The sequence below is a fragment of the Shimia gijangensis genome (assembly GCF_900142085.1).
In the GTDB taxonomy this organism is placed as follows: domain Bacteria; phylum Pseudomonadota; class Alphaproteobacteria; order Rhodobacterales; family Rhodobacteraceae; genus Shimia; species Shimia gijangensis.
The window spans coordinates 59,615-73,922 of sequence record NZ_FQZQ01000004.1; the positions used below are offsets into that span (position 1 = coordinate 59,615).

Annotated in this window: 12 protein-coding genes; 5 read left to right on the forward strand and 7 right to left on the reverse strand. The window is 56.3% G+C overall.

Going from position 1 to position 14,308, the window contains the following annotated elements:
* Positions 1–87: 87 nt before the first annotated feature.
* The gene (locus tag BUC32_RS04770; RefSeq protein WP_073250011.1) at positions 88–1,266 is read right to left on the reverse strand and encodes an acetyl-CoA C-acetyltransferase; all 1,179 of its coding nucleotides are present in this window, start codon (positions 1,264–1,266) and stop codon (positions 88–90) included.
* 148 nt (positions 1,267–1,414) lie between these two features.
* Positions 1,415–2,257 carry an EAL domain-containing protein gene (locus BUC32_RS04775; protein WP_073250497.1) on the reverse strand — a complete coding sequence of 281 codons (843 nt, stop codon included), beginning with the start codon at positions 2,255–2,257 and terminating at the stop codon, positions 1,415–1,417.
* A gap of 111 nt (positions 2,258–2,368) precedes the next feature.
* Here BUC32_RS04775 and BUC32_RS04780 point away from each other — a divergent pair, with 111 nt between their 5' ends.
* Complete coding sequence (locus tag BUC32_RS04780; RefSeq protein WP_073250014.1) at positions 2,369–2,953, forward strand: DNA-3-methyladenine glycosylase I; 585 nt, start codon at positions 2,369–2,371, stop codon at positions 2,951–2,953.
* Positions 2,954–2,957: 4 nt separating this feature from the next.
* Here the strand turns inward: BUC32_RS04780 and BUC32_RS04785 are convergent, their stop codons facing one another.
* From BUC32_RS04785 to BUC32_RS04800, 4 genes are all read right to left on the reverse strand, one after another.
* Entirely contained in the window at positions 2,958–3,887 is a 930-nt protein-coding gene (locus BUC32_RS04785) for a sterol desaturase family protein (RefSeq protein WP_073250017.1), read from the reverse strand.
* A complete protein-coding gene (locus BUC32_RS04790; RefSeq protein WP_073250020.1) occupies positions 3,884–4,273 on the reverse strand; it encodes a hypothetical protein in 390 nt (129 codons plus the stop codon). The genes BUC32_RS04785 and BUC32_RS04790 overlap by 4 nt, the downstream gene beginning before the upstream one ends.
* A 160-nt stretch (positions 4,274–4,433) precedes the next feature.
* Complete coding sequence (locus BUC32_RS04795; protein ID WP_073250022.1) at positions 4,434–5,603, reverse strand: aminotransferase class V-fold PLP-dependent enzyme; 1,170 nt, start codon at positions 5,601–5,603, stop codon at positions 4,434–4,436.
* A 238-nt stretch (positions 5,604–5,841) separates the two neighbouring features.
* Positions 5,842–6,438 carry a TlpA disulfide reductase family protein gene (locus BUC32_RS04800; protein ID WP_139280637.1) on the reverse strand — a complete coding sequence of 199 codons (597 nt, stop codon included), beginning with the start codon at positions 6,436–6,438 and terminating at the stop codon, positions 5,842–5,844.
* A 26-nt stretch (positions 6,439–6,464) separates the two neighbouring features.
* Between BUC32_RS04800 and argH the strand changes: the two genes are divergently transcribed.
* From argH to BUC32_RS04825, 4 genes are all read left to right on the forward strand, one after another.
* The gene (argH, locus tag BUC32_RS04805) at positions 6,465–7,856 is read left to right on the forward strand and encodes an argininosuccinate lyase (RefSeq protein WP_073250025.1); all 1,392 of its coding nucleotides are present in this window, start codon (positions 6,465–6,467) and stop codon (positions 7,854–7,856) included.
* Positions 7,857–8,571: 715 nt separating this feature from the next.
* A complete protein-coding gene (locus BUC32_RS04815) occupies positions 8,572–8,889 on the forward strand; it encodes a DUF2834 domain-containing protein (protein ID WP_073250501.1) in 318 nt (105 codons plus the stop codon).
* A 170-nt stretch (positions 8,890–9,059) separates the two neighbouring features.
* Positions 9,060–10,325: a diaminopimelate decarboxylase gene (gene lysA / locus BUC32_RS04820; RefSeq protein WP_073250031.1), complete on the forward strand. Its 1,266-nt coding sequence runs from the start codon at positions 9,060–9,062 to the stop codon at positions 10,323–10,325.
* A gap of 31 nt (positions 10,326–10,356) precedes the next feature.
* Positions 10,357–12,924: a TIGR02302 family protein gene (locus BUC32_RS04825; protein WP_073250034.1), complete on the forward strand. Its 2,568-nt coding sequence runs from the start codon at positions 10,357–10,359 to the stop codon at positions 12,922–12,924.
* 1 nt (position 12,925) lies between these two features.
* Here BUC32_RS04825 and BUC32_RS21295 read toward each other — a convergent pair whose 3' ends face one another.
* Complete coding sequence (locus BUC32_RS21295; RefSeq protein WP_245815132.1) at positions 12,926–14,188, reverse strand: zinc-ribbon domain-containing protein; 1,263 nt, start codon at positions 14,186–14,188, stop codon at positions 12,926–12,928.
* Between the last annotated feature and the right edge of the window lie 120 nt (positions 14,189–14,308).

Here is a 14,308-nt window from a genome sequence, read left to right on the forward strand (position 1 = left end):
CTTGCCGAAAGTGATAAAAAATGAGGCACTGATAATGAAAAAGGCGCCGCGGGGGCGCCCTTTACTGGTTCTATCGAGAGGGTAGAATCAGGGGCGCTCAAGGCACATAGCCACACCCATACCGCCGCCGATGCACAGAGTTGCGAGACCCTTTTTGGCGTCGCGGCGTTTCATTTCAAACAACAGCGTGTTCAAGATACGCGCGCCGGATGCACCGATTGGGTGACCGATGGCAATCGCGCCGCCGTTGACGTTCACGATGGCCGGATCCCAGCCCATGTCTTTGTTCACGGCACAGGCCTGAGCGGCGAAAGCTTCGTTGGCTTCGACGAGGTCGAGGTCGCCAACAGCCCAGCCAGCTTTGTCCAAGGCTTTGCGCGATGCATAGATCGGGCCGACGCCCATGATCGATGGATCAAGACCAGCAGTGGCGTAAGATGCGATGCGTGCCAAAGGCTCGATGCCGCGTTTTTCAGCTTCATCGGCACTCATCAACAAAGCACCAGCGGCGCCGTCGTTCAGGCCCGAAGCGTTGGCCGCTGTGACCGAACCGCCATCGCGCACGAATGCCGGACGCAGTTTTTGCATGGCTTCCATAGTGGCGCCGTGGCGGATGTATTCGTCCGAGTCCACGATGATGTCGCCCTTGCGGGTTTTCACTGTGAAAGGCGTGATTTCGTCGGCGAATTTACCAGCCTTCTGGGCGGCTTCAGCCTTGTTTTGCGAGGCAACGGCGAATCCGTCTTGCTGATCGCGGCTGATGTCCCACTGATTGGCGACGTTTTCAGCCGTTTGACCCATGTGGTAGTTGTTAAAGGCATCCCAAAGGCCGTCACGGATCATCGAGTCGATGTATTTCATGTCACCCATCTTGGTGCCTGCACGCAGATGCGCCACGTGAGGCGAAAGCGTCATGCTTTCCTGACCACCAGCGGCCACAATTGCCGAGTCACCCAGTTGGATGTGCTGGGCCGCCAAAGCGACAGCGCGCAGACCGGAGCCACAAACCTGATTGATGCCCCAGGCGGACGCTTCTTTGGCAAAGCCAGCGTTGATGTGGGCCTGACGGGCCGGGTTTTGGCCTTGTCCGCCGGTCAGAACCTGACCAAGAATTGTTTCCGAGACGTCTGCAGCGTCGACGCCAGCGCGCGCGACAAGGGCTTGCAGCATGGTTGCGCCCAGATCATGTGCGGGCGTATTGGCGAACGATCCGCCAAAGCTGCCGACAGCGGTCCGTGCTGCCGAGGCGATAACTACGTTGGTCATGTGTGTGTCCTCTACCAAATGACTGGGCGAAGGTGTCCCGTATCAGGCGCAAAGAGCAAGCGCCCGCGCGTTCCTTCGGTGGGCTCAATAGCAGTTTCGCCGCAATGCGGCAACGGACAGTATGCCTCAGGGAAATTTTGTTGCGTCGTTACGCGACGGCTTTGTTCTTTTTAGAAGCCTTCCACGATGGCGAAACGGTGGGGGCGCCAAACAAGAACCCTTGCAGGCAATCAAACCCCAATTGCGTCAGAACCTTTGCTTCTTCGGGGGATTCGACACGGCTTGCGACCGTATACATATCAAAACTACGGGCGATCGCGGCGATGCCGGCAGCAATCACCTGATTTTCTGAGTCATTGTGAATGTTGCGAGTGAACTGCCCGTCAAGTTTGAGGATATCAAAGAAGAAATCCTTAAAATACCGAAACGAAGTAAACCCGGAGCCAAAGTCATCCAGAGCAAAAGAAATGCCCTTTGCCTGAAGCTCGTCCATAAAGTCGATAACCAATTCCGGGACATGAATCGCTGAGGTTTCGGAAATCTCAAGAATAAGCCGCTCGGCGACATGTGGGCGTTTGTTCAATCCACGTTTGAGGGTTTGCGCCCATCGACTGTAGCCAATCGAACGCGCCGACATGTTGACCGAAAGACGCAAAGACGGTTCCGCGGCAAGGTTGGCCAGGCCCAGTTCAAGGGCGAGACAATCCAATTGGCGCCCTGTTTCGGTGTCTTCTACTGCGCCCATGAAATCCTTGGCAGGAATCACCCGCCCGGTTTCATCAAGCACCCGGATCAGACCCTCGTAAAAGGCTGGAGTTTTCATGTCTGCCGCACTGACTACGGGCTGAAAGGCCAGCATCACCTGTTTATGTTGGATCGCCTCTTGGACCATCGCCAAAGCCCCCTGGTCGCGATTGGTCACGGCAAAGTCCAATGGTGTTTCATGTCCGGGCGGGACGTTGGCCTTTTTGCGTTTTTGCTGGCGACCCATAGCAAGCTCCTGTGCAAGCTGTTGTTGCAGTTCGCGCCAGATTGTCGCCAAATCTATAAACAGCGCCTTAAAGCCGCTATTTGAGTCGAATTAACGAGATAGGGGGTTTCGATGAGTGAGCGTTGCGGCTGGGTCGGGTTGGAAGACATCTATGTAGAGTATCACGACACCGAGTGGGGCGTGCCGGAATATGACAGTCGAACGTTGTGGGAAAAGCTTATCCTTGATGGGTTTCAGGCGGGGCTGAGCTGGATCACGATCCTCAAGAAGCGTGACAATTTTCGCGCGGCTTTTCAGGGGTTTGACCCGAATATCATCGCGACCTGGGGTGAAGAAGACGTGCTGCGATTGTTGCAGGATAAGGGCATCATTCGCCACCGTGGCAAGATCGAGGCAACCATCGGCAACGCCCGTGCCTGGCAAGAGATAGAAGCCCGAGAAGGCTTTGATCGGTTCCTGTGGAAATACGTGGATTATGTGCCGTTGCAGAACACATGGCAGACGCAGGCAGAGGTGCCCGCCTATACGGAATTATCCACTCAAATTTCCAAAGATTTGAAGAAAGCTGGGTTTCGGTTTTGCGGCCCCACAATTGTCTATGCCTTCATGCAGGCGATGGGCATGGTGAACGATCATCTGATGGAGTGCCCGTGTCACGCGCCTGTCAACGCGCTGCCAAGGCACGACTTTAACTAAAGGATCAGGAAAACCCCGGCGTACCTTTGTCTTCGGGATGCTGTTTCAGGTGCGCGGCCTTCATCTTTTCTGCATTCACGCGTTTGCCATCATGTGACCAACCGGGCGGTGCGACCGCGTAGAGCAGGCGTTCACGCAGAGTCAGGCCGGGGCGGGCCATGTCTTTGAAGATGGCGAGCCATTCGTGAAAGGCGACGCGCAGGGGATTAAAAGTCCCCAAATTGTGCACCAGCCCATAATCCACGCGCTCGCGGTCCAGCTCAGGCACAAAGGTGCCGAACATCTTGTCCCAGATGATAAACACACCCGCATAGTTGCAGTCGAGGTACCGCGGATTGCGGCCGTGGTGAACACGGTGATGGCTGGGGGTGTTCATGATGGCCTCGAACCAGCGGGGCATTTTGCCGATGGCCTCGGTGTGAATCCAGAACTGATAGATCAGGTTGAGCCCGCCACAAAACAGCACGATAGCCGGGTGAAACCCGAGCAGGATAAGGGGCGCGCGTACGATCATCATGAATGTGAACGTGCCGGTCCAAGTCTGCCGCAGGGCCGTGGTGAGATTGTAGTGCTGGCTGGAATGGTGGTTTACATGCGCGGCCCACACCCAACGGATGCGGTGCCCGAACCGATGCACCCAATAGTAACGCAGATCATCCAGCACAAAACAAAGGGCAATGATCCACCAGGACGACCCCAGGTCCAGCGGCGTCGCTTTCCACAGGACCATGAAAAAACCCCATGCGATAAAGCCAAGAAGAATGCCGCTGACCACGCTGCCTGCGCCCATGACCAAGGATGTCACCGCATCTTTGGTCTCATACCGCCCGCCACGGCCTTTGATGCTGATCCACAATAGCTCGATCAGGATGGCGGCGATGAAAAACGGCACCGCGAGATTGGTGACATCGGGGTAACTGAGTTGATCGGTCATGCGTCGTTTACCAGTGTTTTCCAGGTGCTGAGATTGGGTTCTCTCAAAACTACATCCACATGTGGCGCGGCAAAATCCGGCATGTCAAAAGACAGCCCTTTGGAGGTTTCGCGCACGGCGGCCCGCTTTATGCCCCGCGCAACAGTGTCATCGCCAAAGCACCAGACGAGGCCCGTGTTGTTGTGGGTCGTGACCAAAGCCGCTTTTCGGTCATTGCTGAGGAGCGCGGAAACCGGCACCGAGTTTGGAAAAGCACGTTTCCACGCCGCCAGTGCGTCGGTCTCGTTGGTGAGGGTCCTGGGCGCTGTCCGGCCCATGAGGTGCAGCAAAACCGCAATCCCGATGATGCCGATCACCACCATTGGCCCCAGAATATGCAACGGCATGGTCTCTCTCCCTTGGGGCGATAAGGCCAAAGGGTGCGCGTCGTGTCAAAGGTGGCGTGGGGTCAAGATAGGCCGCAGGTTAGGCGGGGCGGCTTGAGAACGTCGGCTCTGCGCGGGCAAAGCTTCTGTTCTCAAAGACACATCGAAGGTTTGCTTTCGGCTATGCCCTTTTGACCGCTTCGACAAATCGGGCGATCTCATCTTGCGTGTTAAAGTAATGTACCGAGGCTCTTGTCATCGACATGAGGCCACGCGGTTCAAGATCAAGACGCGCATAAGGCATTGCAGAGACCGACACATTTATCCCGTCGGCGCGGAGACGCTCCTCAACAGCGGCGGGTTCAGCTCCGGCCTTTGTGAATGTGACAATCCCACATTTCTGCTGACCCAGATCATGCACAGAAACACCTTTTATGCCTTCGAGCGCATCACGTAGATCCTGGGCAAGCATCGCCACCCGCGTTTCTATGTTTGAGAGGCCAATTTTTCGCGCATACCGTACCGCTTCCATCAGGCCAACGCGGCCAGCGACGTAGCTTTCCCAATTCTCAAATCGCTTTGCACCATCAACAAATGCAAAGTTGTTCGCTTCGGTCCAATTTGCAGACAGGAGGTCAATGAAAGGTGGGTCGATCTGATCGATGATGCCCTTTCTAACGTACAGAAAACCTGTCCCTCTTGGACCTCGTAAAAACTTCCTACCCGTTCCTGACAGGATATCGCAGCCGATCTCGGCGACATCTACGTTGATTTGCCCGACGGATTGGCAGGCATCCAGTAAGTACAGAATACCGTGTTTTCGCGCGATTTTTCCAACCTCGGCGGCAGGATTCACCAAGCCGCCCTGCGTCGGAACATGCGTTATCGCCACCAACTTCGTCTTTGGGCCTATCATGCCATCCAACGCATCGACATCAATCTGGCCGAACTCATCTGAAGGCACGAGATCAATCTCAAACCCAAGTCGGCGTGACTGTTGCAAAAGCGCGAGGTAATTGGACGCGTATTCGGAACCGTGGGTGATGACCCTGTCTCCGGGTTCCAAATGCAGACCGTAGAACGCCATGTCCCAGGCGCGGGTCGCATTCTCGACAAACGCGATCTCATCAGGATCGGCGTTCAGAAGGCCTGCGAATTCGGTATAGAATGCTTGTAAGTCGCCTTGTGCCCGCCTTTCAGCTTCGTATCCGCCGACCTCGTTCTCGTCGCGCAAAACACGCTGCAGCGCGCTAAAAACCGGCGTGGGCATGAGCGACGAACCTGCATTGTTGAAGTGCAGAACCTTTTCGCAACTCGGAGTATCCAAACGAACTTTATTAATATCTATCATGCCGTACTTTCTTTTCCGCGAGATGTAGCAACGCAAGAGAATGAAAACAACTTATTGGAGCGGGGTCACCAGGTTTCGGGCATTCGCTACACCGCAGAGTTTTGGCGCAATGGACTCAAAGCAGACCCTGATCGTGTTTTGGCTAAGTAACACTTGAGTGCCCGCCCCGAGCGCAAGCGAGGCCATGCCCAACTCTTTTGAGGGCATCTTTGATGGCACTCTAAAAGGGGCGGGAGGGCTAGCGGGTGGTTTTTATGACGTTTTCAAGGATCGCTTTGGCCGAGGCCCCGGACCAGTCGGCGTCGCCGGTCATGCGGGCGATCTCACGGCCCTCGCGGTCAATCAGCACGGTGGCGGGTAGGCCAAGGACGGACATTTCGCGGGAAATTTCCTGTTTGGGGTCGCGGTAAAGCGGCAGGTTGTCGACGCCAATGTCATCAAAGAACTTTTGCATGGCGGGCGGCGCGTTGCGGCCCGTGGCCAGTGTCACCACCTGAAAATCCTCGCCGCCCAATTCACGCTGGAGTTCTGCCAGCATGGGCATTTCTTTGCGACAGGGCGCGCACCATGTGGCCCAGAAGTTCAACAGGACCACCTGGCCTTGGTAATCTGCCAAAGATTTGGCGCTGCCGTCGACGGTGGTAAAGGGTTTTGTCGAGGTCGCGCGCACCTCGGAATGGAAGTTTAGCTTCTTCATGTCCCCGGTCCGAAGGGCGGCGGCGGCGCTCATATCCGGGGCAGCGCCACTGGTGGCCGGGTCGCGCATCGCAACAAAGGCGATCGCTGCAATTGCACAGGCGGCAAGGGCCATGTAAACCAGCACGGACTTCGACATTTATTATTCCCTCCAAAGGGCAGATCATGACCAAAGACACCTCGAACCAGATGTGGGGCGGCCGTTTTGCCGCGGGACCGGACGCGATCATGGAGGCAATCAATGCCTCGATCGGGTTCGATCAGCGGATGGCAGCACAAGACATCGCTGGCTCTCGGGCCCATGCGGCGATGCTTGGCCAGACGGGCATCATCACAGATAACGATGCCGACGCCATTCGGGAAGGCCTGCTCACCGTCTTGTCAGAGATAGACAGCGGAAATTTCGCGTTTTCCACGGCGCTGGAAGATATTCACATGAATGTTGAGGCGCGCCTGAAAGACCTTGTTGGCGAACCGGCGGGACGTTTGCATACTGGCCGGTCACGTAACGATCAGGTGGCAACCGATTTCAAGCTATGGGTGCGCGACCAGATGGACGCCGCCATTTCAGGTATCAACGCGCTGATTGGCGCACTTCTGGCGCAAGCCGAAGCCGGGGCAGACTGGGTGATGCCGGGTTTTACCCATCTGCAGACCGCTCAACCGGTCACATGGGGGCATCACATGATGGCCTATGTCGAAATGTTTGGCCGGGACATGAGCCGTTTTGAGGATGCGCGCAAACGCATGAACGAATCGCCTTTGGGTGCAGCAGCACTGGCAGGTACGTCTTTCCCGATTGATCGGCATATGACAGCCGAGGCGCTGGGCTTTGACCGTCCGGCAGCCAATTCGCTGGATGCGGTGTCGGATCGCGATTTTGCGCTGGAGTTTCTCGCGGTGTCTTCAATTTGTGCGATGCACTTGTCGCGCTTTGCCGAAGAACTGGTGATCTGGTCCTCGGCGCAGTTCCGCTTTGTGACCCTGTCGGATCGCTTTTCAACCGGATCGTCCATTATGCCACAAAAGAAGAATCCGGATGCAGCCGAGTTGATCCGTGCCAAGATCGGCCGGATTTTTGGCGCGAACACTGCGCTGATGATGGTGATGAAGGGCCTGCCGCTGGCCTATTCCAAGGACATGCAGGAAGACAAAGAACAGGTGTTTGATGCCGCAGACAACCTGATGCTGGCGCTGGCCGCGATGCAGGGTATGGTCAAAGACATGACGGCCAATTGCGACAGTCTTGAGGCGGCGGCGGGCAGTGGTTTTTCAACCGCAACCGATCTGGCCGATTGGCTGGTGCGGGCGCTGAACATGCCGTTTCGCGACGCCCATCATGTCACAGGTTCACTGGTAGCCATGGCTGAATCCCGCAACTGTGATTTGCCGGACCTCAGTCTGGAAGATATGAAATCTGTACACGAGGCCATAACGGCGGACGTGTTTGAAGTTTTGGGTGTGCACAACTCGGTGGCGTCTCGTACGTCTTACGGAGGAACGGCACCTGAGCAAGTTAAAGCGCAGGTCGCTTTGTGGAAGGACCGGATCAGTTGAGAATACTTGCGAGCCTTTCCAGTTTGATTTTTGTGGCGGCCTGCAACACAGGTGGCACGTATTATCCTGAGTATCCGAGCTCGTCCAATGCGGCCTCAACGCCGCAAACCGGGATCACCGTCAGCGGGTCTGCCAGGATAGGTGGCGTTTACGGGCCGAAGTAGAATTCTTGACAAAATGATGCACCAAGCCAGCTGATGATGTGCGATAGGAGAGCAAGATGAAGACTGTTGTTATTTTAATTGGAGCTTTGCTTGTTTTGTCAGCGTGCCAAACGACAACTCAGCAGCCCGCTCGTCCCGGATATAGTGCAAGCGGCACCTGCATGGGTGGCGCCAATTGTGGCTGGGGCCGGTAACCTCTGAACACATGCGATCATAGTTCGGGGTCTTTTCCGGGCAGCGAGAAACGTGTAAAACTTGATTTTGTCACATCTGCGAGGACAGAATCATGCGAAATGTTGCGGCCTTGGGTTTGGTTGTGTTTTTGGCCGCTTGCGGTGCCGACGGTGAACCTGTGACCCCCACGATGAATAGTCATATTGGTGTCACAAGCGACGGAGTCTATGGGTCCACAACGATTGGGATCCATGATGGACCAATCTCTATTACAATTGGTGCTTCGAATGGATGCTATCGCTGTTGGTGAGGCACCTGATTTTTTGCTGAAAGCGCGAATGGCCTAGTTTCTCATGACGGAACCAAAGGATAAACGAATGTCATTGTTGCGGCTGATGTATTTGGGATTGGCGATTTGGGGGGCCGTGCACCCTATGTACCATTTCTTGCCGTGGCTTCAGGAAAATAACTTTGATATCAATGCCTTGATCTCGGCCTGGAAAGCCAATGCCGCTGTAGCCGGCCTGTATTGGGACCTTGTCATTGCGGCCGTTGCCCTGACAATCTGGGTGCTGGCCGAGGTGGCCGTGCGGCGCAATTGGCTTGCCTTGATCGCCATTCCGGTGACGTTTGGGGTTGGGGTAAGCTGTGGTTTTCCGCTGTATCTGTTTTTACGCTCGCGTCCCATTCGCTAGGGTCAATTGAGCGCCTGACGGCGCGCAGGATGTCTCGTCAACAGACCAGAGGTCTGTTGTCTCGGACGGCCTCTGGCAGGAGTATTTTTTACAAGGTGAAGACGGGTTGTTGAACCAGTCGCCCCCTGTGTCTATGAGAAACGGGATTGTACCGTGGGACGGGACCGAACATGGATCATTTTCTATATCGTGATGGCGCGCTTTTTGCGGAAGACGTGCCGGTGGCGGAGATTTCGGCAGAGGTCGGCACGCCATTTTACTGCTACTCCACGGCCACGCTGGAACGTCATTTCCGTCTGTTTGACGAGGCGCTGGAGGGGATGGAGCATCTTGTCTGTTATGCCATGAAGGCGGCCAGCAATCAGGCGATCCTGAAAACTCTGGCGGCGCTGGGTGCGGGCATGGATGTGGTGTCTGGCGGAGAATATGCCCGCGCGATTGCGGCGGGTGTTCCGGGGGACCGCATTGTGTTTTCCGGGGTTGGAAAGACGGACGGCGAAATTCGAGCCGCCCTAAGTGGCGGCATTCGTCAGTTTAACGTAGAATCCGAGCCGGAAATGGCGGTGATTAATCAGGTCGCGGTCGAGCTGGGGGTAGTTGCCCCGATCACGGTTCGGGTGAACCCGGATGTGGATGCCAAAACCCATGCCAAGATTGCCACCGGGAAGTCCGAAAACAAGTTTGGCATTCCAATCAGTCGCGCCCGCGAGGTCTATGCCCATGCTGCCAGCCTGCCCGGTCTGAAGGTGATCGGGATTGATGTGCACATTGGCAGCCAGCTCACCCAGTTGGAACCGTTTCGGCAGGCCTATCAAAAGGTGGCAGAGTTGACAGAAGTGCTGCGCGCTGACGGACATGACATTCATCGTCTCGATCTGGGTGGGGGATTGGGTATTCCTTATACGCGGTCAAATGATGCGCCGCCGTTGCCGACGGAATATGGCGCGCTGATCAAAGACACGCTGGGCCATCTGGGGTGTGAGATTGAGATTGAACCGGGACGTCTGATTGCGGGCAATGCGGGTATCATGGTCAGCAAAGTTATCTACGTAAAAGAAGGCGAAGGGCGCGCGTTCATGATTGTGGACGGGGCGATGAATGATCTGATTCGTCCGGCCATGTATGAGGCCCATCATGACATTATTCCGGTGGCCGAAGCTCTACCCGGCGAAGAAAAACAAACCTATGACATCGTCGGGCCGATCTGTGAATCCGGAGACACATTTGCCAAGGAACGCACTATGGAGCCGGTGTCTGCGGGCGACCTGATCGCGTTCCGAAGTGCCGGGGCATATGGTGCTGTGATGGCCAGCGAGTACAACTCGCGCCCGCTGATTCCCGAGGTTTTGGTCAATGGGGATCAATTTGCGGTTATCCGCCGACGTCCGACCTTGGACGAAATGATAAATCGAGATACCATCCCTGAGTGGCTGTGAGGCACAACGCCTCGGCACTTTGGGATGACGCATGACGGCACCGACCGATAGCCCTGAAAGGGTTTTGCAACGGCTTGGACGGGTTTTGGCGCTGACGCGTCTGGGCCTTTTGGCCGAATCTGTCACCCGCAGCTTCTGGCCGCTTTGGTCGTTGGTGTTTGTCACTTTGGCGGCGTTGATGATGGGGGTGCAGGAGACCTTGAGGCTTGAGGCCCTTTGGACTGTGGCCTTGCTCATTCTTGGGGCAACCCTGTGGTTTTTATGGCGTGGCTTGCGCCAGCTTCATTGGCCATCCAAACAAGACGCTTTTGAGAGGCTGGATAAGACATTGCCGGGGCGGCCTTTGCAGGCCTTGCAGGATCAACAGACAATTGGGACGAATGATGCAGCGTCCAAAGCCGTTTGGCGGGTGCATCAGGCGCGTATGGCGCATCAGGCCGCAGGCGCCCGTGCCCCGGAACCGGATCTGAGGGTTGCAAGGCTGGATCCTTTTGGTCTTCGGTATGTCGCGTTTTTGGCTTTGGTTGTGGCAATATTGTTTGGTTCAGTGGCGCGTGTCAGCAGTGTGACTGATGTGGCCATGGGGGGCGCCGTCGCAGTCACGGGGCCTTCTTGGGAGGGCTGGATTGAGCCCCCTGCCTATACCGGAAAGCCGGCGCTTTACCTGCTGGACCAGCCAGAAGGGAAACTGACCTTGCCTGAGGGTAGCCGCATTTTGATGCGTCTTTATGGTCAGGTTGGCGCTTTGACGGTGTCCGAGACCGTGTCGGGGCGCATTGACGATGTGCCAAGTGCCGCGGAGGCCGAGCAGGATTTCACGGTGATGCAATCGGGCATTCTGGAGATCGCGGGCGACACTGGGCGTCGATGGGACATTACCATGCAACCGGACGCGGCCCCCAAAGTGTCGGTCGTTGGATCGGCTGAGGTTTCGGGCCGCGGAGAGCTGTCTTTGCCTTTTGCCGCGTCGGACGACTATGAAGTTACCGGTGGAACAGCGCGAATCACTTTGGATTTGTTGCAGGTGAACCGCCAGTTTGGTCTGGTCGCATTGCCCGAGTCGGTAGACGTGATTGAGGTGCCTCTTCCCTTGCCAATTTCTGGCGACCGCAGTCAGTTTGAAGAGGCTTTGATTGAAGATTTCTCAAAGCACCCCTGGGCACATTTACCGGTAAAGATAACGCTGAGTGTGACGGATGCCAAAGGGCAGGTGGGCGAGGCATTGCCTCTGGCAACCCCGTTACCTGCGCGCAGATTTTTTGATCCGTTAGCGGCTGCAGTGGTCGAATTGCGCCGCGATCTGTTGTGGTCACGGGAAAATGGCCCAAGGGTAGCGCAATTGCTAAGGGCCGTGTCTTACCAGCCTGACGAGGACATGTTTCCCGATGAAACGTCTTACCTCAGGATGCGAACAATTTTGCGCCGCCTTGAGAATATGCTGGCGTATGACGGCTTTGGCGAAACACAGCGTGAGGAGATTTCCGAGGCGATGTGGAAACTGGCGCTGATGCTGGAAGAGGGCGACCTGAGCGGAGCACTTGCTCGAATGGAGCGCGCGCGGGATCGGCTGGCAGAGGCCATGAAAAATGGGGCCAGCGACGAAGAAATTGCCCAACTGATGCAGGAATTGCGCGACGCAACTCAGGATTACCTGCGTGAACTGGCGCGGCGTCAGCCTGAGGATGGTGGCCAGCAAAATCCACAGATTTCAGAAAACACCATGACGCTGGACCAGCAAGACCTGCAGGACATGATGGACCGTATTCAGGAGTTGATGGAACAGGGTCGTATGGCCGAAGCAATGCAGGCTTTGGATGAATTTCAACGCATGATGGAAAATATGCAGGTCACCCAAGGTCAAGGAAACGGAGAGCCCAGTCCCGGTGAGCAGTCTATGCAGGACCTGTCAGATACGCTGCGTGAACAACAGGGCCTGTCAGATCAGGCATTTCGAGATTTGCAGGAACAGTTCAACCCAAATGCCAACAAAGGTCAGTCGCAGGGGAATGAAGGTCAAAGTGGCGGAGAAGGCCGGGGGCAATCGCATGATGGCACCGGACAGGGCCGTGGCAATGAAGGTCAGGATGGCGAAAGCGGGCAAACCCCCGGTCAGGGTAGCCTTGCAGATCGCCAACAGGCGTTGCGTCAGCAGTTGGAAAACCTGCGTGAACAGATGCCGGGCCGAGGCAGCCCGGAAGGCGACGCCGCAGCCGAGGCTTTGGGTCGCGCCGGAGCGGCGATGGATCAGGCCGAGGACTCGTTGCGTGGTAATGATCTGGCGGATGCAATTGATCAGCAGGCGCGGGCCATGGAAGAGATGCGGGAAGGCATGCGCAATCTCGGTGAAGCGATGGCGCAACAACAGCAGGGACAAGGCCAGCAAGGTCGCGAGCAAGCCGGAAAAGGCAATTCCGCTGATCCTTTGGGGCGCAATCAGGGTGCCAGAGGTCCAGCAGGGACGGACGATGGCCTTTTGCAGGGCGAAGATGTCTACCGCGAAGCGCGACGGCTTTTGGATGAGATTCGCCGCAGAGCGGGCCAGGGGGATCGCACAGAAGAAGAGCGCGGCTATCTGCAACGCTTGCTCGAGCGGTTCTGACCTAGTCTACGTTAGTGCCTGAGGCTTCTGCTTTGGTGTTCAACCACAGCATGCCGCCGGTCACAAGCGTGTCCAGCCAAACCCGCGCACCATTGGTTTTCTCCATGAAAACAGTCAGCGCAGGTTCAGTTGCCGGATAGGCTTTGGCAATTTCGCGGTTGTAGGAATAGGCCAACAGCATCAACGCCGCCACCACCAGCATGACCAGAATGCCAAGTCTGAATCCGTTGCGGCGGCGGGCCTTGGTTGGCACAACGCCAGCCGTGCCGACGCTTGCGTTGCGGTCATCTGTGGATCGCAAAGTCGAATTGATTTCTTCGATATCCGGCAAGAGCTCACGGCGCGATTGATGCGCGGCTGGGTCCAGCTCAGGCACAGATTTGGGCTCAGAGTCTGTCAGGCCACGAATGCGCAGCATGCGGTTGCGCGCCTCAGCTGCCCGTTGGTCACCGTCGTCAAGCCGGTCATCAAGGCCAAGTTCTTGCTGCATCTCCAGCGATTCTTTGACATCGGCCTCGCGGGCTTGAGTTTCGAATTCGGCCTCTTGGCGCAGAACGTCCGCAATCGCTGGATCGATGGCACGAGGTGCGGGCCGTTCGCCATCTGCAGTGTCTTCGTCCACTGTATCGTGGTCGGTGTCCTGTTCGGTCTCTGGTTCCGCTTCGTGGTCGAAAGGTTCGGCGCTGCTGTCTTCTAGTGACTGAGAGAACTCTGGTTCTGCAGAGTCGTCAGACTCTTCTGTGTCGTCTGCAAAAGACCACTCGGCGGCGTTGTCGGCTGCGACATCTTCCCAGTCCGGTTCGCCGTCTTCGTCGGTTTCTTCCGAGACGTCATCGTCGCTGTCATCGTCACTGTCATGGCCTTCGTCCCTGTCTTGGGGCTCTGGCTCAGAAGGCGCGTCGCCGAATTCGTCTTCGTCTTCGGTGTTTTCAAAATCGTCTTCTTGCGGCGCATCCTCTTCTTGGAGTGCGCTGTCGTCTTCAAACGACATCTCAGGAGGTTGAACTTCGTCTCCCTGGACTTTGTTTGCAGGATCTTCAGCCGCGTCCCGGGCGACGATCTCTTCTTGTTCGGTGCCCTCGGGTGACCACCCAAGATCAGGAACCGAGCCGCTGATTTCTTCGGCAAGCTCGATATCTTCGTCTGGATGAATCTGAAACCAGGTATGTCCACAATTTGAGCACTGCACATCGCGCCCGGACGTTGGAATCACTTCCAAAGGGACTTCGTATTGTGCACCGCAATTCGGGCAGCTCAGCCGCATGATGTTCCCCTGATTATCCCCTGATCCACCATTATGTGACCAACCATATGGCGTAACTTTGCGCAGTGAAAGATAAAAGCCGCGCTGCGATGGATTGAAACCGGGCCGATGCTCAGGCAC

Bases quoted from the DNA above. Each gene is read 5' to 3' on its own strand.
- BUC32_RS04770 (WP_073250011.1), bottom strand. From the start codon at position 1,266: ATGACCAACGTAGTTATCGCCTCGGCAGCACGGACCGCTGTCGGCAGC.
- BUC32_RS04775 (WP_073250497.1), bottom strand. From the start codon at position 2,257: ATGGGTCGCCAGCAAAAACGCAAAAAGGCCAACGTCCCGCCCGGACAT.
- BUC32_RS04780 (WP_073250014.1), top strand. From the start codon at position 2,369: ATGAGTGAGCGTTGCGGCTGGGTCGGGTTGGAAGACATCTATGTAGAG.
- BUC32_RS04785 (WP_073250017.1), bottom strand. From the start codon at position 3,887: ATGACCGATCAACTCAGTTACCCCGATGTCACCAATCTCGCGGTGCCG.
- BUC32_RS04790 (WP_073250020.1), bottom strand. From the start codon at position 4,273: ATGCCGTTGCATATTCTGGGGCCAATGGTGGTGATCGGCATCATCGGG.
- BUC32_RS04795 (WP_073250022.1), bottom strand. From the start codon at position 5,603: ATGATAGATATTAATAAAGTTCGTTTGGATACTCCGAGTTGCGAAAAG.
- BUC32_RS04800 (WP_139280637.1), bottom strand. From the start codon at position 6,438: ATGTCGAAGTCCGTGCTGGTTTACATGGCCCTTGCCGCCTGTGCAATT.
- argH (WP_073250025.1), top strand. From the start codon at position 6,465: ATGACCAAAGACACCTCGAACCAGATGTGGGGCGGCCGTTTTGCCGCG.
- BUC32_RS04815 (WP_073250501.1), top strand. From the start codon at position 8,572: ATGTCATTGTTGCGGCTGATGTATTTGGGATTGGCGATTTGGGGGGCC.
- lysA (WP_073250031.1), top strand. From the start codon at position 9,060: ATGGATCATTTTCTATATCGTGATGGCGCGCTTTTTGCGGAAGACGTG.
- BUC32_RS04825 (WP_073250034.1), top strand. From the start codon at position 10,357: ATGACGGCACCGACCGATAGCCCTGAAAGGGTTTTGCAACGGCTTGGA.
- BUC32_RS21295 (WP_245815132.1), bottom strand. From the start codon at position 14,188: ATGCGGCTGAGCTGCCCGAATTGCGGTGCACAATACGAAGTCCCTTTG.